This is a genomic window from Paenibacillus sp. EB106-06-01-XG199, assembly GCF_058791575.1.
The window spans coordinates 354,652-378,864 of the sequence record NZ_JBYTDQ010000004.1; the positions used below are offsets into that span (position 1 = coordinate 354,652).

A 24,213-nucleotide genomic window follows, 5' to 3' on the forward strand; every position below is an offset into this window, starting at 1 on the left:
TTGCGCTTCGCAAATGAATCTGCGACGATGTTAGGACTGCCACGTTTATTTATCTGATTTCAAGAGACTGTGCAGCCGCAAAGCTTCAGTATACACGCTGCGCCAATCTTTGTCTTCTATAACATCCGGGCTGTACTTCGCCTTCTCGAACATTTGCAGCAGCGACGCCAGACTTTCTGCAGCTGCCGGACGTTCACGGCTCCAGCGGGCCACCGATTCACGAAGCGTTTCGTGCTCTTCTTTAAGCATGCCCTTTCTGCGGGCATACTTTACCCACCGCTCGGTTTCAGCCACAACTTTCTGCACCGGAGACAACGGTTTGCCGTTGCGCAGCCGCCCAAGCAGGAACCGGAGACTGAAGCGGTAATGCCAGAGCAGATAACCTCCCCACAGCAGCAGCACTGCCGCAGCGGCCGATACGGCCCATACGCCCACATGAAGGCTTCCACCGGCTTTGCCGGGATCTGCCACCTCTTGTTCAGGCTCAGGTTTATCCTCTTCCGGCTGTATATCTTCCTTACTCTCAGGCTCTTCGCTCTGTGTCAGAAGAGGGACATTAAAGCCCGGGGTCGCTTCGACCGGAATCCAGCCGTATTCACCGAAATAGATTTCCGCCCAGGAATGGGCATCGGCATTCGTAATCGTATAATTATTATTGGATAATCCCTGCTGGGCCAGACTGTCCGGCAGCTGTGCCTGTTCACCGGGTGCATATCCCTTGACCCAGCGTGCCGGAATATCCAGCGAACGCGCCATGGTCACGAGTGCGGTGGAATAGTAGTCGCAGTAGCCTTCCATAATCTCGAACAGGAAACTCTCCACGAAATCCTTGCTTTTGCCGCGTGACAGATCCGGCTGATTCGAGTAGGGATAGGTTTGCTGCAGATATTGCTGGAGCAGCACAATTTTGTCATAAGGGGTCTTCGCGCTTGCGGTTATTGTCTCTGCCAGCTCTGTGACCCGCTCTGGAAAATTGTCGGGCAGTTGCAGGTATTGCGTATTATTCTGGCCGGTGTACAGCTGATCGAAGGTCTGTTTGCTCAGCTCCTGCACGGATACGACTGGGACCTCCGAAGTAAGCACATAAGTCTGGGGATAGTTTCCGCTGTTCCCATCCGTATCCCACAGCATTTCACTGTCTGTGCTTCTCCATAATAAGCGGCTGCTCTGTTCCTTGCCGTCTATGGAATCGACCTTCGCAATGGAATAGGCTCCGAACAATACCGGATAATCAATGTTCCCAAGCAGCTTTACCGTCTGCTGCAGGGTCTGCGTCTCCACCTTGGAGCCGGGTTCCCTGTCCAGCTCTTTGCCTACGGCTGCCCCGGACAGCGGACCGCGTGTAAGCCGGTCGTCATCACTCCATCCTTTTCCGGAATATACGCTGCGGGTTTCCCCCCGCATGTAGGAACGTATATCCGAGGTCACTGTCATGACTGGCGAATAATCATAGTTAAAGCCCCCGCCCAGATTATCGTCGTTCATACTATAACCCGAAGTAGTCCTTCCTGCAGAAGCATCACTGGTTCCGGCATTTGTTGTTCCCGATGTGCCGGAGCTTGCCGATAATCCGGTGCCGTTCCATTTATGCCAGGCGGTATAAGGATCTGTCAGTGTCGGCCGCACCTCTGGCATGTTCACACCTGTAATAATGACAAAGGAGAAAATGATGGCGATATTAATGAAGATCTTGAAAGGATATTTCAGCAGATAAGTCCAGCCGCGGGGATAATGCAATTGAAAGCTTCTCAAATGCTGGGTAACAAGCCAGCCCATCCCCGCGAACACCGTCCAGGCGACCTCCTGCCAGAGTACGGCCGAAGTGAAGGAATCCAGTGCCGCAAAGGCTACAATATTCGTGGTGATAAACAGCAGAATCCGCGCCTTGGAGGAGACCCACCACGATGACAGGAGCAGCAAGGCCAGCGCACCCGCAGCAAACCATAGATATGGAACCATATTTATGGCGATGTCAGACAGACGGTCGCGCAGCGAAGGCAGCCAGGGATCAGGAACATAGAGTTCGTAGCGCAGAATTACCCTGTACACGAAATATAGCATGGCGCAAACTTCAAGAATCAGCCGGTATCCCCGTTTAACAGGTAAAAGAATTTCAATAACCCCCGCCGCAGCCAAGGTCAGCAGTACGGCGGCAGTGGTCGCCTTCAGCCAGATGGGCTCTGTATAAGTGAGCCACTGCAGGGCGATAACCATCAGCCATAGCAGACTGAAGGAGTAATGCCATGAGGACTTCATCCCGCTCCACCAGCGTCTCATCATACTTTATCACCTCCGAGCACTGAGGGCAGCTCCTGAAGCGAACTTACGCTATAGCCGGTTGCCCCGCGGGATTTCAGCACATCCATCCATTCTACGCCGCGGTTGACCGCTGCAGGATTGCGCACATGAATATGGGAAGGCGTCATTCCCCGGCTCTCCGCCCAGCGCATCACATCCAGTACAGGCTGTCCGCTCTGCGGACTGATCAATACCAGATAGGAACCTTTGGGAAACATACGGTGTCCTTTGTCCAGCCTGGGAACCAGCGGCCCCCGGCCTTCCGCATTAATGTCAATCAAATATTGGATCATCTTCTGCCGCTCCGCAGCGCCCTCGGCAGGCATGAAAATCTTGGTGTTCTTGTCCAGACAGCATAAACCGATGCCGATCCGGTCGCGGATCCCAAAGCCGAGCAGGGAGGCGGCAATGGACACCGCCAGCTCAAACTGGTTCGAGCCGGCATATACCATGGCGCTGCCGTCCAGCACAATCATCGTCTTGGGTACGGATTCATGCTCGAATTCCTTGGATTTCCAGTTACCCGTCTTGGCGGTTGCATTCCAGTGGATTCGCGTCAACCGGTCGCCATAGACGTAATCGCGGACCCCGTTGATCTGCGTTGTCTCTCTCCGGGAATGGAGCAGCGAGGCTTGCTGCCCCGCCAGCCGTGACTTCCGCTCATAAAGCTGCCAGCGCGGCACGAATACCGCACGGGGCAGTACGCGGAATTGCCCTTCGGCCATAAAGGTGCCCTTATGCTCCACCAGGCCAAAGATATCCTCACTCAGGATATCCGTTCCTTCGAACGTATAGCGGCCGCGCTCCAGTGCCGGCGTCTGAAACAGCAGCTCCCCCTGCCCTCTCAGGCTGGGAACCATGCTCTCCTCAAATACCCAGGATTCGCCGTTATGGCGCTTCAGAATCTCTCTCACCACCACATACGGCAGAGGCAAAAAGCCTGGAATTGTAACGTCCAGCTTTACCCGCAGAAAGCCCCCCGCATAGAGCAGATCAGGCTTGTCCAATTCGGAATACAGGCTGCGCGTGCCTTTGGCCCGCCGTACTCCGCCTAAGCCTCCTATCATCAGATATATCATTAGTACAGATACCATTATAAACAGCATGAATGATGTTTTGCCGCCCTGAAACAGTACGTAGAGCAGCGTGATGCCCCAGATCGCAAGGATGCCGGCGAATTTCCCCGGCTGAATGACAGCTGCCGCTCCGGACAAATACCTTTTCATCATTATTGCCTCATCGTCACAGGCACATGTATGCTCTGCAGCAGCTTCTGAAGCAAGGAATCTACGCTGATATTATCCAGCCGCGACTCCGGACGCAGCAGAATGCGGTGTCCCAGCGCATACGGAGCAAGAATCTTCACATCATCAGGAAGGACATAATCGCGCTCCTGCAGGAAAGCATAGGCTTTGCAGGCCATCATGAATGAAAGCGAAGCACGGGGGCTGGCACCAAGCAGGACTAGCGGATGCTCTCTGGTCTGGCGGACAATATCCAGCAAATAGTTCAGCACAGGATCGCTGATATAAATTTCGCGGATTTCTTCCTGGATAGCCGCAATTTGTTCCATGCCTGTTACCGGGGTAAGCCTGTCCACCGGCTGTCCCTCCTGATGGCTCATCAGAAGATTCTTCTCGGTAACCGCATCGGGATAGCCAAGGCTGATACGCAGCATGAAACGGTCAAGCTGTGCTTCGGGCAGCGTGTAGGTGCCTTCGAAATCAATCGGGTTCTGAGTCGCACAGAGCATAAACGGATGCGGCAGCGGATACGTCTCTCCGTCGACGGTTACATTCCGTTCTTCCATTACTTCAAGCAGCGCAGATTGCGTCTTGGTTGTGGCACGGTTGATCTCGTCAGCGAGCAGAATATTCGTCATCACGGGACCGGGACGGAAATGAAACATCTCATCTCGCGGATGATAGACCGATACCCCCGTTATATCACTAGGGAGAATATCGGGATTGCACTGAATCCGGCGGTACTCCCCGGACATTGATCTGGAGAGCGCCCGAATGAGCTGGGTTTTACCCGTTCCCGGAACATCCTCGATCAGGACATGCCCACCGGCCAGCAGCGCCGTAAGCAGTAGCTCTATTTCAAATGTTTTGCCGAGTATACAGGATTCCAAATTATGGCGGACAGCCTTCATGATGTGAATTGATTCTTGACGTACGGGCATATATAGTAAACCTCCTATGTCAGAATAAGCGCAATACATATATTTTACATGATTATGGGTCCCAAAGTACATTATTGCAGCCCGGAAATTAAAGATACACCAAACCATGGACAAGGAAATCTCTCTATTATATAGAAGGAAAAATATTGTTCCTATAGAAATGATTATAAACCGAATCCGTTTTTCTATTCAGACAGACCAAAAAAAGACCGCCAATGTGGCGGCCGGAAAAGAAAACCTATAGTTTTCAGCTGATCAATGCGTCCCCTTAGGCCGTACAAGCACGGCTGCCAGAAATGAGAATACAATAGCTGATGAAATCCCCGCACTGGTCACATCGAAAATCCCCGTCACCACGCCGACCCAGCCGTCCCGCTCAAGTTCCGTTAGTGCTCCGTGCACCAGCGAGTTACCAAAGCTGGTAATAGGGACGCTAGCCCCCGCTCCGGCAAATTTCACCAGCGGGTCATACAGTCCAAACGCGTCAGCGATCGCTCCAGACACGACAAGCGTACTCATCGTGTGAGCCGGTGTCAGCTTCAGCACATCGAACATAAGCTGCCCGATGACACAGATGGCGCCTCCAATCAAAAATGCCCATACATAAATCATCATGCTCCTTCACCTCCGCTCTCCAGCGCTACAGCATGTGCCACGCACGGTATGCTTTCTCCCTGCTGATAGGACAGCGGCGAAAGCAGCGCTCCGGTTGCCACGATCAGCACCCGCTTCAGCTCGCCTTTTTTCATCCGTTTGAGAATATGTCCATAGGTGACCACCGCCGAACAGCCGCAGCCGCTCCCTCCGGCGATGACATATTTCTGCTTGTCGCGATCATAAATGAGCAGCCCGCAGTCATCAAATGTCGTCTGCTCCATGGGAATGCCTTCTTTGGCCAGCAAATCTTTGGCAATAGGCAAACCGACGGAAGCCAGATCGCCGGTTACAATTAAATCGTAATGGCCCGGGGACAAGCCCGTATCGCGAAAATGTGCAGTTATCGTATCCGCGGCGGCCGGAGCCATGGCTGTGCCCATATTAAAAGGGTCCGTCAGCCCCATATCCATAATGCGTCCAAGGGTTGCCGAAACAACATAAGGGCCCGCAGCGGAGCCGTCATTGCGGCCGACAATGGCACAGCCCGAACCGGTTACGGTATACTGGGCCGTCGGCGGCTTTTGGGAGCCGTATTCGACTGGATAGCGGAATTGCTTCTCCACGGTACAGTTATGGCTGGAAGTTCCCGCGAGCGCGTATTTGCCCCCGCCGGAATCCACGATCATCGAAGCGATGGCGAGACTCTCCATGGAAGTGGAGCATGCGCCAAAGACGCCAAGATAGGGTACACCGAGCTTTCGGGCTGCGAACGAGCTGCTGATAATCTGATTCATTAAATCCCCGCCGACGAAGAACTCCAGCTTCTCCTGCTCGAGTCCCGCATGCATCAGCGCCAGCTTGGACGATTTCTCGAAGAGGGCTCGTTCTGCCTTCTCCCATGTCTGTTCACCCATTTTGAGCGAGTCATAGATAAAATCAAAATCGGAAACTAAAGGGCCTTCCCCTTCTTCCGGCCCTACTACTGCGGAAGAACCGAGAATGACAGGACGGGTAGTAAATTGCCAGGTCTGGCTGCCAAGCTGCTTCATAGTTTAGTGAGAACCTCCCCAGCCCATAATGGCATAAACTACCCCGACCACAAAGGCCGCGACGACACCGAATACAATAACAGAACCAGCCAGCTTGAACATGTTGCCGCCGACCCCGAGCACAAGTCCTTCCGCACGGTGTTCAAGCGCGGCAGAACACATGCTGTTGGCAAAGCCGGTGACCGGAACTGCAGAACCCGCTCCTGCCCATTGAGCTATTTTGTCGTATACACCGAAGCTGGTCAGGATTACGGAGATAAGGATCAAAACCGCAACGGTAGGGCTTGAGGCTTCCCTGGAGGTCATATCGAATATCGCCATAAAAGCCTCCGTGATGCCTTGTCCGATTACGCAGATCAAACCGCCCGACAGAAAAGCCCGGATGCAGTTTTTGAACACAGGACGACTGGGCACATACGGCTTGGACAATTTCTCATAATCCTGTGGGGTCATGGTGTCAAGCCGGAGCTTGACACCGGACTTTCGAGTTTTGGCCGGCAAATGAGGACACCTCCTGGAATGTATGCGAGGGGAGGGCTGAACCAGTGAGTGCGGACATTTCCCCTCGGACTTTTCTTCGCTTAGAAGTTTTTCCTTATTGTTCGCCGTAAGCGGCTTCGTTATGTCTCCCCAGTTCAGGTAAAATACAACAGTATTACAATCAGCAATATAAACAGAATCAAAATCAGCACAGCTTCGCGCTCCGGCCCATACCGGCGGAGGTATCTTCTCGGCACCCCGCGGGCATTCACTTTACCGTAGAAGCCCTGCGGGTTGTCCGCTGACCTGCTTTCTGCCACCCTCATCTTCCTCGCTCCCTTTCCCGGCTCCTGCCTGCAGAGCCATTACTGCATATTATTCGCAAAGGTGGCGCCCAGTGTTCATTTACCCCTTTGAAGACATGGACAAGTAGCGCGACAATGTTCATACTAGACAATAGTAAAGGAGCGATATGTATATGAATCAAGAAACGACCAATCTGTTCAAAACATTGACTGAATTCCCCGCAGCTCCGGGCTTTGAGCGCGAGTTGCGTGCCTTTGTCAAGGATGCTATGACACCGTATACCGAAGAGTTCGTCCAGGACCGCCTCGGCAGCCTGTTCGGAGTCCTGCGCGGTGAAGAGAACGGCCCCAAGATTATGGTAGCCGGACACTTTGATGAGGTGGGCTTTATGGTCACCGGCATCACGGACAACGGAATGATCCGCTTTCAGCCGCTTGGCGGCTGGCTGGCTTCAGCCGTAGCTGCACAGCGGCTGCAGATCATTACACCGAAAGGGACTTTGACCGGCGTTGTCGGCAGTACGCCAATCCATCTGCTGAGTGAGGACGAACGGAACAAAACCGGTGACATCCGCAGAATGTACATAGATATCGGTGCAGACAGCCGGGAAGAAGCCCAGAGCTATGGCGTAGCTCTGGGGCAGCAGATTCTGCCGATCTGCCCGTTCACCCCGCTGGCCAATCCGAAGAAAATCATGGCCAAAGCGTGGGACAACCGCTATGGCTTAGGCCTTGCCATTGAGCTGGTCAAAGCGCTGCACGGCAGAAAACTGCCGAACACCGTCTTCGCCGGCGCTACGGTCCAGGAAGAGGTAGGCCTGCGCGGTGCCCGCACAGCAGCTAACCTGCTGTCGCCGGACATCTTCTTCGGCCTGGATGCCAGTGCCGCCGCCGACATGACCGGCGACCGCCAGGCCTTCGGCCAGTTGGGCCAAGGCGCGCTGCTGCGCATTTACGATCCGACGATGATAACCCACCGCGGCCTGCTCGAATACGTTCAGGATACGGCAGATACCCACCGGATCAAATACCAGTATTTTGTCTCCCAAGGCGGAACCGATGCCGGACAGGTGCATGTCAGCGGAATTGGCGTGCCGTCCACAGTGATTGGAATCTGCTCACGCTACATCCACACGTCCTCTTCCATCATTCACAGCGATGATTATGATGCCGCCAAAGAGCTGCTGATCAAGCTTGTGGAAGGACTGGACCGCACAACGCTGCAGACCATTATTGAGAACAGCTAAGCTAAGTTAGACGAAGAGCCGCAGGGGATATGACCTCCCCTGCGGCTTTTTATGATGCCCTCATCGTTATTTCAGTTTGTCATACTCTGCCATCACCGACCGGTGCACCGCATGATCTGCGGCCAGACCGGTATATTTCGTAACTGCCGCTGCCGCACCAAGCTCCGCGACAGCCGCCTGAAGCTCAACCGCTTCCGGATCATCGCTCACGTTGAACAGCAGTGCTGCCGCCATGGAGCGGGTCAGGGCCGTGTATTCAAGCCCTCTGTCAAAAGCCTGGAGCGCCGGCGATACCAGCCGGTCATTCGGCGACAGCTTGCGGATCGGTGAACGTCCTACACGGCTAACTTCATCCGTCAGAGCCGGATTGCGGAAGCGCTCCAGTATTTTGTCGATATACTTGCTATGCTGCTCCGCGTCGAACCCGTGCTTCTGAACCAGCACCGCCCCTGTCTCCTCCAACACTTCGCGCACAAGCCCGGTCAAACCCTCATCCGCCATGGCCTGCTGGATCGTCCCGTATCCGCGCAGGTACCCGAGATACGCTGCCGAGCAGTGCCCGGTATTCACCGTAAACAATTTGCGTTCAATATAAGGCTCAAGATTATCTACATAGTGAACACCTTCTACCGGACGGTAACCCGGAAGCATCTGAGAAGACTCTACCACCCACTCATAGAATGGCTCTACCACTACCTTGAGGATATCCTCATGCTGCTGCAAAGGAACAATCCGGTCTACAGCCGCATTCGGAAAAGCTACGGATATATCCGCTTTGGCCTGGACTTCTGAATCAAGCTTGGCGTATACGAGCTCTTTCAATTGCGCACTGCCGCCGATGGCGTTCTCGCAGGCGATGACATGCAGCGGAGCGGTGGAACCTGCAAGCCGTCTGCCGATCCCCTCAGCCAGCACCCCTGCAATATGCTTCAGGATGGATACTCCAACCGCTGTCGTAACAAGATCCGCTCCGGCAATGGCCGCGGCAACTTCTTCGGCATGGGTTACACTGCTTAGTGCAGTCACGTTCGTCACGATCACCGTTTCCCGACCCTCGCTGGCCAGCATCACCGGATATTCCCCGCGTTCTTGAAGCTGTGTGACGAAGGCTTCATTCACATCGACGAAGGTGACCTCATAGCCTGCCTGCGACAGAAGCAGACCGATAAAACCTCTGCCGATATTGCCGGCACCGAAATGAACAGCCTTCATCATTCCAGGCCTCCTTCAAAGATGGCGATCACATCGGCCGGGGTTGGCGCATTCATGACCCGCTCAATAGCATCCTCTTCCGAGAAGATCATCGCCACATTCGTCAATATCTCCATGTGCCCGTCACCTGCCGCTGCAATGCCGATCACAACAAAGGCCGGCTCATCTCCGCCAAAATCAACACCATCCGGAAAGCGGATAATGGATAATCCGGTAGATTTAATGAAGGGTCTGGCTTCTTTGGTTCCGTGGGGAATGGCCAGTCCTTCGCCCATATAAGTGGAAACGACCTCTTCGCGCTCAAGCATCTTCGGCACATATTCTTCCGTTACATGTCCGGCATCCACAAGCAGTCTTCCGGCCATGGTGATCGCCTCGTATTTATCTTTGGCAGCACCGTTCATAATCACTTTATTCTCTGACAGTATACTCATATGGTTTCTCTCGCTTTCACATTTTATTTTCGAAAAAACGCAGCAGCTCTGACGACAGATATCGCCTGATCTCGGACTCCGTGCGCTCCTCAAGCAGCTTCACCAGCTCGGAATTAAGCAGCATTGCACTGATTTCACTCAGCACTTCCAGGCTTTCCTTGGACAGCTTGCGCGGTGCAAGCATCAGCAGGATGACCCTGACCTCGGTACCCCCATCCAGAACAACCGGCTGCCGCAGACGGTACAGCGTCAGGGAAGACATCAGGATGTGGCTGCTTCTTGCATGAAACAGCGCAAGCCCAGTGTCCGGAATGACCTGGCTGGCCATCCTTTCCCGTTCCAGCAGCCGCTCCAGCAGGATATCTGCATCACCGACCACCCCGCTGCCATCCAGAAAATCGAGCATCGCCGAAATCGTTGCGGGAAGCGTTATCCCGCTATTATCAAGCGGATAGAAGCGGAACCGCTCCAGCAGGCTGACCGTTTCATCCAGCATGCCCTGGTAGCTTTTCAACCGCTCCAGGGAATGCTCTTCACTCGCTGTTCTGTCGTACTCGCCTTGCGGAACACTATCCCGTTCTCTCAGCGTGGTGTTCTGGATATAACTCAGCAGTTTTTCTATTTCTTCCCCTGTCAACAGAGGACTAATTTTGATATAGCGGTCTTTGTCGAGCGGCAAATCAATCGTTGAAATAATCAGATCGTAGTCAACCTCAGGCAGCCGCGCCGCTTCGTACCAGGAAATATTGCCGAGAATTTCAATCTGCGGCATTTCTTTGGCCAGCCGGGTAGCCAGCAGCCGGGAAGAACTGAGACCGCTGGCGCAGACCAGAATTGCCCGGACGCCCCGCCTGAGCTGATTCAGACGTTCGACAGAAGCGCCGAAATGCATGACCAGAAATCCAATTTCCTCATCGGGGATGTCCAGCTCCAGCTCCAGCTCCTCCACCGCGGCCCTCACAATCTGGAACAAATATTCATAATCCTTACGGATGGGACCCAGCAGCGGATTGCGGATACGGGTTCCCTCCCGGAGCCGCTTGAAAGCCGGATCCATATGCTCCAGCAACCCTTCCCGCAGGGAGCGGTCGCTTTGAAACGGAACTCCCGTCCGTTTGACCACGTTCTCCGTCAGCTTATATACAATCTCCATCAGCTCAATATCACCGTAGGCGAATCCGGCTGAGGAGAATGATTCCTGGACCCTGTCGAACAGACCGGCTATATATAGAACCTCTGCCCGCGGTATCTCAGCTCCCAGTGCCTGGCCCAGCCGCTGCCCAAATTGCTCGGCGGCGGCAATATGGCGGTGATCGGACATTCGGGGATATCCTGCTTCCCCGCCGTTGTCGATACTCCGGCCAATCTCAATCCGTCTGGTGGTTACCGCGAGGCCAAGCAGCATTTCCATATAAACGATTTCCGGCAGTTCCGCCGTCCATTTCCATTCCATATCCCACAGCGTGTTCTCCACATCCATCAGATTGGTTTTGCCTACCGCATCCAGAAGAATCCGGAAAACCGGACTGCTCGCGGGCTGCGGATTATGCCCCACCAGATCTGAAAGATCCAGATGCTCAGCGGCCAGCCGGCCAATCGCCCTGCGCTTATCAATCTCGCTGCCGGTAATCTCAACACCATAGCCCCGCCTGCGGACCAGCTGCAGGCCGAACTTGCGGACCCAAGGCTCAAGTTCATCCAAGTCATAGCTCACTGTAGCCACCGTAACTTTGAGCCAGTGGGCCAGTGTGAACAGCTTCACTGGCTCTTCTGCCTCCAGCAAGGAGCAGAGCTCATACACCTTGCGGTCCTCGCTGGAATGTTCCGCTGGCTTCTCTTCCCGTAAAAACAGGCGCAGCTCGGTAAGACCGGCCGCCGGGCCGCTCAACTGAATTCCTTTTCCTGATTTACGGATCAAATCCAGACCGAAATCCGCCAGCGTAAGCTCGATGTCCTCCATCTCCCGGTGAACCGTTCTTACACTCACACCGGTGCTCTCGGCGATTTCGGCGGCAGTAATCTCTTCACTGACCCCTAAGAGAAGCCAGATGATTTGACGCTGCCTCGCGGTAACTTTTCTCATAACCGTGTACCCCCGCCCTAAATGGAGACAAACGCCGGCTTTGCGGGCCAGCGTCTCCTGAGTTAGCGTTATACATCATTTCTATGCTTGTTCCATTTACTTTAAACGTTCCACAAGCTCATCATATTTAGGGCTCTTCAGGAAATTGTCGATGGAGATATGCTCTGCTTTCGGATTGCTGGCAACCGCCCGGTCCGTCAGTGTTTTCTGGGTAACCACGATATCAGCATCCGCAGGAATTTCGCTGACTGCGGAATTGACAACCGTAATATTGACTCCGGCAGCCTGCAGTTTTTTTCTTAGCACGGATGCGCCCATCGCGCTGGACCCCATACCTGCATCACAAGCGAAGACGATTTTGTTCACATCAGCCTTGCCGCGGACATTTGCCGCTGTAGTTACAGTTGCGGCAGCAGCAGCGGTTTGCGCTGCAGTCCCTGCCGACTTCATGTCTTTCAATTTTGCCGCAGCTTCTTCCAGATTCATCTCTTCTTCGTTGTTCTTCTTCACAGTCTTAAGGAGCAGTGTAGCCAGCACAAAGGATACAGCTGTGGCAACAATGACACCGGCAAGCATTGGCACATATCCGCCCTTAGGTGTCATGGCGAAGTAAGCAAAGATACTGCCTGGCGATGGAGAAGCTACCAGACCTGCTCCCAGCAATTGCAATGTGAACGTTCCAGACACGCCGCCGCCGATAACAGCCAGGATCAGTCGTGGATTCATCAGAATGTACGGGAAGTAAATTTCATGAATCCCCCCCAGGAAGTGAATGATAACTGCACCTGGTGCGGAAGCCTTCGCCGAACCGCGTCCTACCAGCCAGTAAGCAAGCAGGATACCCAGCCCCGGTCCTGGATTCGATTCCAGCATGAACAGTACCGACTGTCCCAGTCTCTGTGATTCTTCCAGCGCAATCGGTCCGAGTACGCCGTGGTTGATGGCATTGTTCAGGAACAATACCTTTGCCGGCTCAATGATGATGTTGACGAGCGGCAGCAGGTTATGGTTAACCAGAAACTCCACACCATTCGAGAGGATATTGGTCAAGCCTTCGACCAGTGGTCCGATTCCCTTCAGCGCAGCAATGGACAAGCCGCCGCCGATGATGCCGAGCGAGAAGTTGTTGACAAGCATTTCGAACCCGGCTTTGATCTTGCCGTCAACCGCACGGTCGAATTGCTTCAGGACCCAGCCGGCCAGCGGGCCGACGATCATAGCGCCGAGGAACATCGGAATAGAAGAACCGACGATAACCCCCATCGTGACTACTGCCCCGATAACACCGCCGCGTTTGCCGTGTACCATCTGTCCGCCCGTATACCCGATGAGCAGCGGAAGCAGAAATTTAATCATTGGATCTACTAGAGCTGCAAGACTTTCATTTGGAAACCAGCCTGTTGGAATGAATAAAGCCGTGATTAAACCCCATGCGATAAAAGCGCCGATATTCGGCATAACCATACCGCTGAGCATGCGGCCGAATTGTTGAACTCTCACCCTTGTACCGCCGGATGAAGTTTGTGTCGTTGCCGTTGTGGCCATTTAAAATGCCCCCTTAATATAAATTAAATGGGATGCCTTTATTTAAGATTTCTTTAAAGGTAATCCCCTATGCACACAGCGTAAATCAAAGCGCTTTCTTTGTCATCAAATTGAAAACACGGTTTCGTCATGAACGTTGTTGACAACATTTAAGAGCTGCTGCTACAGGCTTTTGGACATGCATCCGGCTTATGGACACAAGAAAAAAACGGCCCTGCCATCCTCAGGGGATGGGGTCCATTTCTTTAGCAAATTCAAAAATAATTTATGGCGTGAAGCCTAAACATCCTTATATTTACAAAAAAAACGGAAGTCTGCATCAGCTGCAAGACTCCCGTTTAGGGTGTGCTTTATTTAGATTTCCAATCCGTTGTTTCCGATCATATTCTGATACCAATAAAAGCTTTAGCATGCATACTGAGCCCTAACTATATGGTTATATTTCAGCTCTGTATGTGTTACAAAAGTTCTATATACCCCTCTGTTCCATGCACGCGAATTTGTTGCCCATCTTTTATCAATTTGGTCGCATTCTCCACTCCCACAACGGCTGGCAGGCCATATTCACGTGCGATAACGGCTCCATGGGTCATCAGCCCGCCCACCTCCGTAACCAAGCCTTTGATGGATAAAAACAATGGAGTCCAGCTGGGGTCGGTAAAAGCGGTGACTAGTATATCGCCATCCTCCAGATCAGCCTCTTCTATACTCAGAATTACACGTGCCCGCCCCTCTACAACGCCTGAAGAAACAGCGAGGCCCACAACAGCTTCGGCGGGGATATTTTCTCGTTTGTACTGACCCGTAATGATTTCACCATCAGAGGTGATAACACGTGGCGGAGTTAGTTTTTCATATAATCTGTACTCCTCTTTTCGTTTGTCAATGATTTGGTAATCCAGTTTATTTGTGCGTATGGTTTCCTGCAATTCTTCAAAAGAGAGATAATAAATATCTTCTTTTTCATGAAGAAGGTTGGCTTGCACGAGTCGTTCCGCTTCCTTTAGTAAAGCCTGTTTATAAATGAAGTAGCGACTAACAATGTCGTATTTCGGATATTCACGATAACCGATAAAATTCCGGATCTGGCCGATAATTTGTTTTGTCTCTTCGGCTTTTTGTTCACCACCCGGTAATTGTTTCAATCGGGCTAATAAGTCCTGTTCTTTTTTCAACGCTTCCTGTCGCCCTTGCTCAAATTTCCGTTTACTGGCGCCAGGTTCAAGGTTTTTGATATTACTGAGGATCATAGGTACCAGTATATTTGGTTTTTCACTCCAGCGTGTTCTTGTAATATCGATCTCCCCGGCACATCGCATTCCATATTTGTCGAGAAAAGCTGCAATAACATCACGCACCTGCTGCCCACCTTCGAATTGAACCAGTTTATCCAAAAAGTTATCATCCTTTACCTGCTGTAAATACTCAATTATTTTCGGATAGGGACGAATCACATCTGCAACATCCAGTAACTCCATACCCATTTCAGAAGTGACGTTGTTAGGCACAGACAGGGAAAGTGTGTCTGCTACGTTTTTTTCACCTAACCATTCATTCATTTTTTCATTGATCCATGCTGAAGCATGCATGCCGGCCATAACCACATTCAAATTCTTCAGATCGGACGCTCGCTGCCTCCGTTGCTGCATATCTTCCAGGATACAATCAAATACATCCAATCCTGATTTCGTTTGGATATTATGTTTTAACGCTGATATCGATGTCTCACTGCTCTTAATCAAAACAGCAACAATTCCCGGGTTATTTCCTGCTTCTTCTAGAATATCCGCAGATGACATCCCCTTATGGCTTTTAACGGGCCCCGGTTCGCTTTTGTCATATGGGTCTGATTTAATAAAATCTCCCCGCTCTATGATGGTAATAAGCGCGTCTTTTATGAGCGGATCGGAGTGCCCTAGAACATCCAATAAATTTTGCCTGCCAGCCGGTGAAGCCAGGCCCTTCGTGATATCCACAAACAGCCTTCCACCACCAGTTCTAAACATGGGTGCGTTACCTGTTAACTTCCAAACAGATATCCCCAGCGGTTTAATAGGATCAGTCATCATTTGCTGATGGCCGACAGATACATACACATGATTCTCCTGGTCATTTGCTTCAGGAATGGGATATAAAGTGGTGATCGGCCGGCTCTGGACAATATAAAATGTATCCTCAGCCAAACACCATTCGATGTCTTGGGGGCAGCCGAAATGTTCTTCGATCTGTCTTCCAATGCGTGCCAGCTGCAAAGTTTGTTGATCCGTAAGGGTTTGCGTCTTTTGCTGATCAGGATCGAGCTGCTTGGTCTCTGTACCGCCTTCTTTTCGTCCATAAATAGCCATTTTTTTGGTTTCTATTCTCTTGCTGACGACTACCCCATCCTGTACTTGATAACAATCGGCAGATACCAAGCCGGAGACCAGCGCTTCTCCAAGTCCGAAACTGGCATCGATAGAGAGCAGCTTCCGGTTGCAGGTAATGGGATCAGCGGTAAATAAAATCCCAGAAGCCTGCGGGAACACCATCCTTTGAACGATAACAGATAAATAAACTTGGCTGTGATCAAATCCATTCTGCATTCGGTAAATTACCGCGCGTTGCGTAAATAAAGAAGCCCAACATTTGCGGATATGCTCCAAGATGGATTCTTTGCCGATAATATTTAAATAGGTGTCTTGTTGACCAGCAAAAGAAGCATACGGCAAATCCTCAGCAGTCGCACTAGAACGCACGGCATAAGCATATTCATCGCCAAACTTGGAGAGATAGTAAACAACTGCATTCACAACATCGGAAGGAATGGCTACTTCCATAATGGCCTGTCGAATCTTCTTGCTGATTTCATCAATCTGTTCCCGATCTTCTACTTTAAGCGTAGTTAGCCGATCTAACAAAGCATGAACCCTTTCGTTTTGTTCGATGGCTTTTTGATATCCCACTGTTGTAACACAAAACCCTTCTGGCACTTGTATTCCTTCCATTTTGGATAATACCCCTAATTGCAGCCCTTTTCCGCCAACAAGCAAAAGCTGAGTGTTATCCATTTCTTGAAAATCGAGAACCAGTGAATTCATTCAACATCTCTCCTAACCATTAGTTCAGAAAAAAATCATTGACAAATCAAAGTTCTAGATGTACTATAAAAGTAAGGTTAATAATTAATTATTTTGTTTTTTGTAATTTGTCAATAACGCTATCGATTATATCATAGTGTTTTTTTGTGTTCAATTGTTTTCTCTAAAAAAGAGATGATCCTTGAAATTATCAGGGTCATCTCTTTTTGTGTTCAGTTGAACCCTATGCCCACTTCAGACCGTTAAATCATTTTCTGATTTAATATTAATAGCTTCTTGTAAAAGTCTTTGGCGGATCAACTCTCCTTCCCATGAGATAGTAGAGTGGCATACCTATCAGGTACAAGGTACCGATTGTGAAGGTAATTTCTCATTACTAAGAAATGCTTTACTTTAAAATGTTAAATTAACAACTTATTCAACAAACGATGAGGCGCACCGCAAAGCAGCGATCCTCCAATAACAGGAGGATCGCTGCTCTGTTGACTATTACGGTTTTGAGAAAGAATGTGAGCTGTCTCCGCTCGTAGGATATCCGCTTTCGGGGCAGCCCCTTTAGATGGTTTCAGATCATATCCAGTGGAACTCTCCAAGCCGGCTGCGGAAAAGCCTCGTCCAGCTGCCACAGCTCATCGGTGCTGAGCTTGATTTCCCCTGCTGCCGCATTCTCGGCCACATGCTGAGGGGTCGATGCTTTAGGAATAGCGATTACGTCGCCTTCCCGGATGCTCCAGGCCAGCAAAATTTGCAGCGGTGTCGCTCCGTGTCTAAGGGCAACCTCCTGCACCGCAGCATTCTCCGTCAGCCCTTTTCTCAACGTGCCTGCCTGTGCCAGCGGAGAGTAGGCCATTACGGGTATTTTGTGGCTCCGCTGCCAGGACAGCAGTTCATGCTCAATACCTCTGGAACCCAGGTGGTAGAGAACCTGATTGACAGCGCAGCGGTTGCCTCCGGGGATGCGCAGCAATTCCCGCATATCGTCCGTGTCCAGATTGGACACGCCCCAGCGGGCTATTTTTCCGGCAGCCACCAGTTCCTCCATACCTTCCACGGTCTCCTCCAGCGGAATCTTCCCCCGCCAGTGCAGCAGATACAGATCCAGATGATCCGTACCGAGCCGCTTCAGACTATCCTCACAGCTGCGGGCCAGCTGATTCTTGCCTGCGTTTTGCGGATACACCTTGGAGACCAGAAATACGCTGTCACGGATCCCCCGGATCGCTTCGCCGACAAGCTCTTCCGATCGGCCGTCCCCGTACATTTCTGCCGTATCTATCACACTAAGGCCTAACTCTACCCCATGCCTCAGTGCAGCTATCTCCTCGGAACGTCTGGAAGCATCATCACCCATACACCAGGTTCCCTGCCCGATTCTCGGCAAGTCTGTTCCGTCCGGAAGTTTAATCCGCCCGGGGATATTTTCATTCATAGTGGAAGTCTCCTTATACGATGGATTAAGTACTACTTACTATACTTACCATGTTACATCATTCGAAACATCGTACAGGTGTCTATTTCTTTAACATATCAGCGTCGTCAGCCTACCAGTTTCAGGCCGACTGCAGCTCCGAGAATCAGAATAATACACATAATCCGCCGCAAATCCCGGGCTTCACCATAAAGCAGCATGCCCAGAATCGCTCCACCGGAAGCACCGATCCCTGTCCATACCGCATAGGCCGTACCCATCGGGAGACTTTCCATGGCCAGCGACAGCAGCAGAAAGCTGCCTCCGAATCCGAGAACCAGCAGGGCAACCGCCTGCCAATTGCGGTCCCGGTGTAGCCTCCCTATCATTGCCACACCGAACATTTCACAGCACCCGGCAGCAATCAGCATTAACCAAGCCATTTTAGGACACCTCCTTCTCTTTAGAATCACCGGTCACAAGCTTCAGCCCGATAACCCCCGCCAGCAGAATCAGCACCAGTACCAGCTTCAGCGGCTTGAACGGCTCACCAAACCAGAGGATATCCGCCAGGACGGTCCCGGCTGTGCCGAGTCCGACAAATACAGAATAGACCGTACCTACGGGCAGCTTGCTGCTCGCCGAGATGATCGTATAGAAACTGATGATAATGGCCACTGCCGTAACGAGCCACTCCCACGGAGCCGAAGCGTGCTTGAGCCCGATGACCCACACGACCTCGAAGCAGGCAGCGCCTGCAATCTTAATCCATGCCATACTATTATTCACTGCCATTCCCTCCTCTTCCCCTAAATAGTTATGATACAAAACTCTTAACCGCGGAAACAAAATAAGCCCGGAAGGCCATCGTCTAATTGACGATACCTCCCGGGCTTTTATCCCTCCGTGTAGACATGTACATCGTTGTACATGCGTTTTCCCTCGGACCAGACCAGCCTGTAGCAACTGCGGAACCCTAGAAAACAAAACATCTGATTAAGTTACATTGAATACTAGCAAATACCGCCGATAAAAGCAACCCTCTATTATTCCCGGGGCCGCGTCCGGTCTCATTGTCCGCTTGAATGCTCCAGCAGGATGCGCACACCCCAAGGCTCAAGCTCAACCCTTTCCTCAGGGTGAAGCTCTTTTCCGGACAACAGCTCTGCTGCCGGGCCATGCCGGTACACCATAGACACCGGCTCATCGCTGTAATTGAAATAATAGCGCACCCTCTGCTGCTGCCGGTTCACTCCTGTCTTGACAATCAGCGGAAAAGCAAGCTCCTGATCGGGCCCCCATAGTCCGGCCTCCTGGGCAGCGGATTTCAGGATGCTGCCCGCCAGCCCGCTGCTTGTCATGCAGCCGATATAGGTTGCCGTACCGTTTCCGAACCTGTTGCGGGTGACGGCCGCATATTCGCTCCAATGAGGATGCTCATAACGGAGCAGCACCTCCGCCGTATCTGGTGTAATCAGCTCCATCCATGTATTCACCGCTGGATCTGCCGCACCGGTATCCAAAGCTTCGCTGCGCAGTGTCACCTCATGCGGAGTCACAAACATGCTGTAGCTGATTCCGCAGGCCTCGCTGATGATGCCCGGCTGCACCGCCGTGCGCACTTTGAGAGCTTCATCCGCGAAGCCGGATTTGAAGGAATAGACGGCATGGCCTCCCTCACGCACATATTCATTTAAGCGCAGCAGCGCTTCATCCGGAACCGCATAAAGTGCCGGAACAATGATGAGGCTATACCTCGAAAGCTCGGTACAGCCGGGCTGAATGAAGTCGCATTCAATATTCATCCGGTACAGCTCATCGTAAAGCCAGCGAACCACATCATTGTAGTTCCTGCCATCCGGCAGCTTGAACCATTCCATCGCAGTCAGGGCTTCATTGCTGACCATTACCGCAGCCTTGTTATCCTTGCGCAGGTCCACCAGCGCCTGACTTAAGCGGGCAAAATCCCGGCCGATAGTCTTGGCCTCGTTGTATACCGGATTCGGCTTGAAGTCGTGGCTGAGCAGCCCTTTCCAGTAGGTCTCAAACGAATTATGAATGGAATGCCAATGCCAGTAAGCCACCATATTTGCCCCGGAGGCGAGATGGCTGAAGGCCTGGAGCCGCAGCTGGCCCGGATAGGGTGTCCAGTGGGGAAATGCCTGGGCCTGCGTCTCCAGTACAAGATAATTGCTGCGCTTCAGGGAACGGGCGATATCCCCTCCGAAGGAGATTTCCGTTCCGGTCAGCTCATGCTGCGAGGGATGGTAAATATCCACTCCGGCGATGTCGAAGGCTTCAGCCGCGGCAAAATGATCCACGGACGGCTGTACGCCATACGAATAGCCGCGCCATTCAAAATCAAAATTCTGTGTGACGAATTGTCCCGGCTGCTTGTACTCGTTCACCAGCGACACCTGCCAGGCAAGAAACGCTTTCACCAGACCACGCTGGAAACGGGCGAATTCCGCACCCAGGCTGCCGTTGATTGTGCCGACAGCGGACGGAAAGTCCTCCCAGCTGTTAATCCGGTTGCTCCAGTAATCCAGCCCGAACCGGTCATTGATCTCATCCAGTGTTCCATACTTCTGCCGCATATGCTTAACAAACAGCAGCTGCACATTCTCTCCGGCTGTCCCATAGTGCTTCGTCTCGTTGTCTGTCTGGTAGCCGATGACCGCCGGATGCTTGCTGACCCTGCCGATCAGCTTGCGGATGATCCGCTCCGCATGGAACAGGTAGACCGGGTTCGTTATATCCATGATCTGCCGTGCGCCATACCGGCCGGGACCGTCCGCCGTTACAGCCAGCACTCCGGGATGCTCTTTGACCAGCCATGTGGGAACGGCATAGGTTGGTGTCCCGACAATTACGGAGATTCCTGCGGCATGCATCGCATCCAGCACCCGGTCGACGGAAGAGAAGTCGAATATCCCGTTCTGCGGCTCATGCGTGCTCCAGGTCGATTCGGCGATGCGGACGGTATTGATCCCGGCCTCCAGCATCATGGCAATATCCTCATTCAGCCTCTCATAAGGCATATATTCATCGTAGTAGGCGACGCCGTAACGTAGTTGACTCATTACTCTGATGCTCCTCTCGCTTTAGCCTTTTATTGCCCCTTCGGCAATGCCCTGCATAATAAACTTTTGGAAGAATCCATAGATAACGATCACAGGAAGCGCAGTCAGCACCAGCGCCGCCAGAATCAGCGACCACTCCTTATTGTACTCTCCGAACAGCGTGTTGGTCGATAGAATCAGCGTATATTTGGTAGAGTCGGTGAGCATCAGCAGCGGCAGCAGGAAGTCATTCCAGATCCACAGGAAGTCCAGAATCGCAATGGTTACCGTAATCGGCAGCAAGAGCGGAAAGATGATACGGAAGAAGGTCTGGAACTCGCCGCAGCCATCAATCCGTGCCGCTTCCTCCAGCTCGCGGGGGATCGACTTCACAAAGCCGTGGTACAGGAAGATCGCCATGTTCACTCCAAGACCAATGTAGATCACAGCAAGGCCGTAGGTGCTGCCGCTGACATGCAGTGCTTTGGCCATCCGTGTAAGCGGAATCATAATCGAATGAAACGGTACCAGCATGGAAGCAATGAATAGCGAGAAGAGCGCCGCGCTAAGTCTGCCGGAGGTCCGGGATAGCTTGTAGCCGGCCAGGGCAGCGCAGAAAATGATGCCTCCAATACCAATGACTGAGACAACAACCGAGTTCAGGGTGCTGCTTAGCAGGTTGATTTTGCTAAAAGCCTGGCTGTAGTTCTCAAAGTGCAGCTTGGTCGGCAGCGCCGTGAAGGAAGCGAACATCTCGCCTTGGGTTTTCACGGAATTGATAATTGCCAGATAAATCGGGAAAAAGGACATGACAGCGCCGATACAGAGAAACAGTGTGATAAATAGGTTGGCTCCCTTTCTCAGTCTCATGCTTCCACCTCTTTTCTCTTCATGACACCGATCTGGATAAAAGTGAAGAGCAGGATAATCACGAACAGGATCACCGATTTGGCGCTGGCATACCCGTAGCGGAAGTTATTGGAGAACGCCTCTTCGTAGATATTCATCGTAATGACCTGTGTACTGCGTCCCGGACCGCCGCCGGTAAGCCCGTATACCACCTCAAATACCTTGAACGCCCCGTTCAGAGTAAGGAAAAAACAGATCGTAACCGCATGCGTAATCATCGGCATCGTCACCTTGCGGAACGTCTGGAACGGGCTGGCCCCGTCAATGACGGCAGCCTCCTTCAGGCTTTGCGGCACCCCCTGCAGGGCGGCCAAATATATAATCATCATATAGCCGACGCCATTCCACAGCGATACGATAATGATCGAATAGAAAGAAACACTGGGATCTCCGATCCACAGCTGGTCCAGGAACGAGGCTGCCGTCTTCTCGGCAAGCTGCGGCAGCACTTGGGAGAACACGAAGGTCCACATAAAAGCGCTGATGATGGTGCTGATCATATTCGGCATGAAGAAGATCGTCCGGAAAAAACCTTTGGTTCTTGTTTTTGTCTCAATGAACACGGCAAGCACAAGTGCGAATACATTTTGCAATACGATCATGAACAGCACGTATTTCAGTGTAAAGAGCAAGGCGTGCACGAAATCCGGGTCCTCGCGCAGCGCTTCAATGAAATTGCCAAGGCCGATAAAAGAATAATTGCGGTTCAGCCCGTTCCAGTCCGTGAAGCTGTAGTACATGCCGCCGATGGTCGGAATCAGCAGAAACAATGAATAAATGATAAATGCGGGTGCAACGAAAGCAAGCAGCGAAACAACACTTTTATAGCGCTTGACCGGCATAGTATCCGCCCCTCTCCCTCTGTGGTGTGCAAAGCAAACGGGATGGAGGAAGGAGGGCCAGCGCCCCCGTTTCTTCCATCCCGGACTGTAAAGCTGTAGCTTATTTGTTTACCTTGTTGTAGGATTTCCAGGCTTTGTCGAGCGCCTTGAGCACATCATCCTGACTCATTTGTCCGGCATAATATGCCTGCAGTCCTTTGCCCACCTCATCCTTGACGGATTGCGGAATCGCCGGGTCCTGCACCGACTTGCCAGCTTTGACATAGGTAGTCGCTTCGGCGATCCAAGGATAACTCTCATAGGTGTGCACCGTGGACACCGGATTGAATTTCATTGCCTGGAATAAGCCGTTGGAGGCTTGATCATCCAGCACATAATTCAGGAAATCAAGCGCAACCTCCTTGTTTTTGCTGGTCGGGGATACCGCGAGTGAAGTCGAGGCGCTGAGATTGATCAGGGTCGCATCCGCATTGTCGCTGATCGGCAGCGGAGCAACACCGAAATCCAGATCCGGGTTCGACTTCAGAATGGTTTCTGCATACCACGGTCCCATCAGCCACATGGCTCCTTTGCCAGCGGCAAATGCCGCCGCACCGTCATCGCCGCCGACTTCAGTGGCCTTCGCCGTGCCGTTGTCGTTGATGAGATCGAACACATCAAAGATCGCGGATTTCATCTCGGTAAAGGAGCCCTCATCTTTGTTCATCTTGTTCACGAATTCAGGGTCCGCAGTTTTCATCATCCCCCCTACAGCCAGCGGAAGCACCAGCTGCGGAATCCATGATTCCTTATAAGAGAGCACGAACGGCGTCACGTTCTTCGCCTTCAGCTTCTCAGTTACAGCCTTCATCTCTGTCAGCGTTGTCGGCGGGGTCAGGCCATTCTCGGCAAATATGGTCTTGTTATAGAGGTAGCCCCAGGACAGGGTTTCCAGCGGCAGCGCCACAACCTTGCCGTCCGTAGTGGTTACAGAGGGCTTCACGCTGTCCAGCAGCTTGCCGACGAAGGGCTGATCTGTCAGGTCTTCAAGGTATCCGGCCTTGTAATAGGATGGAATTTCGTTCACAGCATGGATAGCGAATATATCAGGTGCATCATTGGAGGCCAGGCGCGTCTTCAGAATTTGCGAGGCATTGTCCGCCGTCGGCATTTCGAGCTGTACGGAAACATCAATATTTTTGTCCGCTTTCTCTTTCTTCACGAACTCAGCAATATAATTATCATATTGTTCCTTAAAGCGCGGCTGCGCGATGAACATCTTCAGGGTAACGCTTTTGGCTGTACCGCTGCCTGTATTTCCTTCTTCTGCAGCATTGCTGTTGTTTGTACCGTTATTGCTGCCGCAGCCGGCCAGCAGCGTCGCGGTGAGGAATGTACAGAGTACACCTTTGGTCATCTTGTTCATGTTGTAAGACCTCCCAATGTCTATGTTTTGTTTACGCTTTCATTGTATCTTTATTATGAAAGCGGTTAATTGGAC

General features: G+C 52.0%; 20 protein-coding genes, 1 pseudogene and 1 riboswitch. Of the genes and pseudogenes, 1 reads left to right on the plus strand and 20 read right to left on the minus strand.

From position 1 onward, the window contains the following. Window positions 1-45: 45 nt before the first annotated feature. The 7 genes from AC3WT9_RS16715 to AC3WT9_RS16745 all read right to left on the minus strand — a co-directional run bounded on the left by AC3WT9_RS16715 (window position 46) and on the right by AC3WT9_RS16745 (window position 6,935). A complete protein-coding gene (locus AC3WT9_RS16715; RefSeq protein WP_341090988.1) occupies window positions 46-2,280 on the minus strand; it encodes a DUF4129 domain-containing transglutaminase family protein in 2,235 nt (744 codons plus the stop codon). Next, window positions 2,277-3,524: a DUF58 domain-containing protein gene (locus tag AC3WT9_RS16720; protein WP_341090987.1), complete on the minus strand. Its 1,248-nt coding sequence runs from the start codon at window positions 3,522-3,524 to the stop codon at window positions 2,277-2,279. The genes AC3WT9_RS16715 and AC3WT9_RS16720 overlap by 4 nt, the downstream gene beginning before the upstream one ends. 2 nt (window positions 3,525-3,526) lie before the next feature. Continuing rightward, complete coding sequence (locus AC3WT9_RS16725; RefSeq protein ID WP_038587881.1) at window positions 3,527-4,483, minus strand: AAA family ATPase; 957 nt, start codon at window positions 4,481-4,483, stop codon at window positions 3,527-3,529. 255 nt (window positions 4,484-4,738) lie between these two features. Continuing rightward, the gene (gene spoVAE, locus AC3WT9_RS16730) at window positions 4,739-5,095 is read right to left on the minus strand and encodes a stage V sporulation protein AE (RefSeq protein WP_341097591.1); all 357 of its coding nucleotides are present in this window, start codon (window positions 5,093-5,095) and stop codon (window positions 4,739-4,741) included. After that, complete coding sequence (gene spoVAD, locus AC3WT9_RS16735; RefSeq protein WP_341090985.1) at window positions 5,095-6,129, minus strand: stage V sporulation protein AD; 1,035 nt, start codon at window positions 6,127-6,129, stop codon at window positions 5,095-5,097. Before spoVAD ends, spoVAE begins: the two co-directional genes overlap by 1 nt. Window positions 6,130-6,132: 3 nt before the next feature. Further along, window positions 6,133-6,630 carry a stage V sporulation protein AC gene (spoVAC, locus tag AC3WT9_RS16740; protein ID WP_445744956.1) on the minus strand — a complete coding sequence of 166 codons (498 nt, stop codon included), beginning with the start codon at window positions 6,628-6,630 and terminating at the stop codon, window positions 6,133-6,135. 134 nt (window positions 6,631-6,764) lie between these two features. After that, the gene (locus tag AC3WT9_RS16745) at window positions 6,765-6,935 is read right to left on the minus strand and encodes a hypothetical protein (RefSeq protein ID WP_341090984.1); all 171 of its coding nucleotides are present in this window, start codon (window positions 6,933-6,935) and stop codon (window positions 6,765-6,767) included. Window positions 6,936-7,087: 152 nt separating this feature from the next. Between AC3WT9_RS16745 and AC3WT9_RS16750 the strand changes: the two genes are divergently transcribed. Continuing rightward, window positions 7,088-8,161, plus strand: a complete 1,074-nt coding sequence (locus tag AC3WT9_RS16750; RefSeq protein WP_341090982.1) for a M42 family metallopeptidase — start codon at window positions 7,088-7,090, stop codon at window positions 8,159-8,161. Between the two features lie 66 nt (window positions 8,162-8,227). On the opposite strand, the gene AC3WT9_RS16755 is transcribed toward AC3WT9_RS16750, so the two are convergent. The 13 genes and pseudogenes from AC3WT9_RS16755 to AC3WT9_RS16815 form a co-directional block, all read right to left on the minus strand. Then, complete coding sequence (locus AC3WT9_RS16755; RefSeq protein WP_341097589.1) at window positions 8,228-9,373, minus strand: mannitol-1-phosphate 5-dehydrogenase; 1,146 nt, start codon at window positions 9,371-9,373, stop codon at window positions 8,228-8,230. Then, window positions 9,373-9,807 carry a PTS mannitol transporter subunit IIA gene (locus tag AC3WT9_RS16760; RefSeq protein ID WP_341090980.1) on the minus strand — a complete coding sequence of 145 codons (435 nt, stop codon included), beginning with the start codon at window positions 9,805-9,807 and terminating at the stop codon, window positions 9,373-9,375. Before AC3WT9_RS16760 ends, AC3WT9_RS16755 begins: the two co-directional genes overlap by 1 nt. Before the next feature lie 16 nt (window positions 9,808-9,823). Continuing rightward, on the minus strand, window positions 9,824-11,890 hold the full coding sequence (locus AC3WT9_RS16765; protein ID WP_341090978.1) for a BglG family transcription antiterminator: 2,067 nt from the start codon (window positions 11,888-11,890) through the stop codon (window positions 9,824-9,826). A gap of 96 nt (window positions 11,891-11,986) precedes the next feature. Then, entirely contained in the window at window positions 11,987-13,435 is a 1,449-nt protein-coding gene (locus AC3WT9_RS16770; RefSeq protein ID WP_341090975.1) for a PTS mannitol transporter subunit IIBC, read from the minus strand. 458 nt (window positions 13,436-13,893) lie between these two features. Next, a complete protein-coding gene (ppsA, locus tag AC3WT9_RS16775) occupies window positions 13,894-16,512 on the minus strand; it encodes a phosphoenolpyruvate synthase (protein WP_341090974.1) in 2,619 nt (872 codons plus the stop codon). A gap of 234 nt (window positions 16,513-16,746) precedes the next feature. Next, a pseudogene (locus tag AC3WT9_RS16780) lies at window positions 16,747-16,870 on the minus strand (DUF2975 domain-containing protein); the annotation flags it as partial. 207 nt (window positions 16,871-17,077) lie between these two features. Next, complete coding sequence (locus AC3WT9_RS16785) at window positions 17,078-17,941, minus strand: aldo/keto reductase (protein ID WP_341090973.1); 864 nt, start codon at window positions 17,939-17,941, stop codon at window positions 17,078-17,080. Window positions 17,942-18,048: 107 nt separating this feature from the next. Continuing rightward, the gene (locus AC3WT9_RS16790) at window positions 18,049-18,363 is read right to left on the minus strand and encodes a DMT family transporter (protein ID WP_341090972.1); all 315 of its coding nucleotides are present in this window, start codon (window positions 18,361-18,363) and stop codon (window positions 18,049-18,051) included. 1 nt (window position 18,364) lies between these two features. Then, on the minus strand, window positions 18,365-18,697 hold the full coding sequence (locus AC3WT9_RS16795; protein WP_445745018.1) for a DMT family transporter: 333 nt from the start codon (window positions 18,695-18,697) through the stop codon (window positions 18,365-18,367). 106 nt (window positions 18,698-18,803) lie between these two features. Beyond that, window positions 18,804-18,911, minus strand: a riboswitch (guanidine-I (ykkC/yxkD leader). Between the two features lie 79 nt (window positions 18,912-18,990). Beyond that, a complete protein-coding gene (locus tag AC3WT9_RS16800; RefSeq protein WP_341090969.1) occupies window positions 18,991-21,003 on the minus strand; it encodes a beta-galactosidase in 2,013 nt (670 codons plus the stop codon). 21 nt (window positions 21,004-21,024) lie between these two features. Then, the gene (locus AC3WT9_RS16805; RefSeq protein ID WP_341090967.1) at window positions 21,025-21,852 is read right to left on the minus strand and encodes a carbohydrate ABC transporter permease; all 828 of its coding nucleotides are present in this window, start codon (window positions 21,850-21,852) and stop codon (window positions 21,025-21,027) included. Then, window positions 21,849-22,733, minus strand: a complete 885-nt coding sequence (locus AC3WT9_RS16810; RefSeq protein ID WP_038587842.1) for a carbohydrate ABC transporter permease — start codon at window positions 22,731-22,733, stop codon at window positions 21,849-21,851. The genes AC3WT9_RS16805 and AC3WT9_RS16810 overlap by 4 nt, the downstream gene beginning before the upstream one ends. A gap of 100 nt (window positions 22,734-22,833) precedes the next feature. Next, on the minus strand, window positions 22,834-24,138 hold the full coding sequence (locus AC3WT9_RS16815; RefSeq protein WP_341090966.1) for an ABC transporter substrate-binding protein: 1,305 nt from the start codon (window positions 24,136-24,138) through the stop codon (window positions 22,834-22,836). Window positions 24,139-24,213 lie beyond the last annotated feature (75 nt).

What these genes read in the sequence shown, in the direction of transcription:
- AC3WT9_RS16715 (WP_341090988.1), bottom strand. Translation starts at nt 2,280, where the DNA reads ATGATGAGACGCTGGTGGAGCGGGATGAAGTCCTCATGGCATTACTCC.
- AC3WT9_RS16720 (WP_341090987.1), bottom strand. Translation starts at nt 3,524, where the DNA reads ATGAAAAGGTATTTGTCCGGAGCGGCAGCTGTCATTCAGCCGGGGAAA.
- AC3WT9_RS16725 (WP_038587881.1), bottom strand. Translation starts at nt 4,483, where the DNA reads ATGCCCGTACGTCAAGAATCAATTCACATCATGAAGGCTGTCCGCCAT.
- spoVAE (WP_341097591.1), bottom strand. Translation starts at nt 5,095, where the DNA reads ATGATTTATGTATGGGCATTTTTGATTGGAGGCGCCATCTGTGTCATC.
- spoVAD (WP_341090985.1), bottom strand. Translation starts at nt 6,129, where the DNA reads ATGAAGCAGCTTGGCAGCCAGACCTGGCAATTTACTACCCGTCCTGTC.
- AC3WT9_RS16745 (WP_341090984.1), bottom strand. Translation starts at nt 6,935, where the DNA reads ATGAGGGTGGCAGAAAGCAGGTCAGCGGACAACCCGCAGGGCTTCTAC.
- AC3WT9_RS16750 (WP_341090982.1), top strand. Translation starts at nt 7,088, where the DNA reads ATGAATCAAGAAACGACCAATCTGTTCAAAACATTGACTGAATTCCCC.
- AC3WT9_RS16755 (WP_341097589.1), bottom strand. Translation starts at nt 9,373, where the DNA reads ATGAAGGCTGTTCATTTCGGTGCCGGCAATATCGGCAGAGGTTTTATC.
- AC3WT9_RS16760 (WP_341090980.1), bottom strand. Translation starts at nt 9,807, where the DNA reads ATGAGTATACTGTCAGAGAATAAAGTGATTATGAACGGTGCTGCCAAA.
- AC3WT9_RS16765 (WP_341090978.1), bottom strand. Translation starts at nt 11,890, where the DNA reads ATGAGAAAAGTTACCGCGAGGCAGCGTCAAATCATCTGGCTTCTCTTA.
- AC3WT9_RS16770 (WP_341090975.1), bottom strand. Translation starts at nt 13,435, where the DNA reads ATGGCCACAACGGCAACGACACAAACTTCATCCGGCGGTACAAGGGTG.
- ppsA (WP_341090974.1), bottom strand. Translation starts at nt 16,512, where the DNA reads ATGAATTCACTGGTTCTCGATTTTCAAGAAATGGATAACACTCAGCTT.
- AC3WT9_RS16785 (WP_341090973.1), bottom strand. Translation starts at nt 17,941, where the DNA reads ATGAATGAAAATATCCCCGGGCGGATTAAACTTCCGGACGGAACAGAC.
- AC3WT9_RS16790 (WP_341090972.1), bottom strand. Translation starts at nt 18,363, where the DNA reads ATGGCTTGGTTAATGCTGATTGCTGCCGGGTGCTGTGAAATGTTCGGT.
- AC3WT9_RS16795 (WP_445745018.1), bottom strand. Translation starts at nt 18,697, where the DNA reads ATGGCATGGATTAAGATTGCAGGCGCTGCCTGCTTCGAGGTCGTGTGG.
- AC3WT9_RS16800 (WP_341090969.1), bottom strand. Translation starts at nt 21,003, where the DNA reads ATGAGTCAACTACGTTACGGCGTCGCCTACTACGATGAATATATGCCT.
- AC3WT9_RS16805 (WP_341090967.1), bottom strand. Translation starts at nt 21,852, where the DNA reads ATGAGACTGAGAAAGGGAGCCAACCTATTTATCACACTGTTTCTCTGT.
- AC3WT9_RS16810 (WP_038587842.1), bottom strand. Translation starts at nt 22,733, where the DNA reads ATGCCGGTCAAGCGCTATAAAAGTGTTGTTTCGCTGCTTGCTTTCGTT.
- AC3WT9_RS16815 (WP_341090966.1), bottom strand. Translation starts at nt 24,138, where the DNA reads ATGAACAAGATGACCAAAGGTGTACTCTGTACATTCCTCACCGCGACG.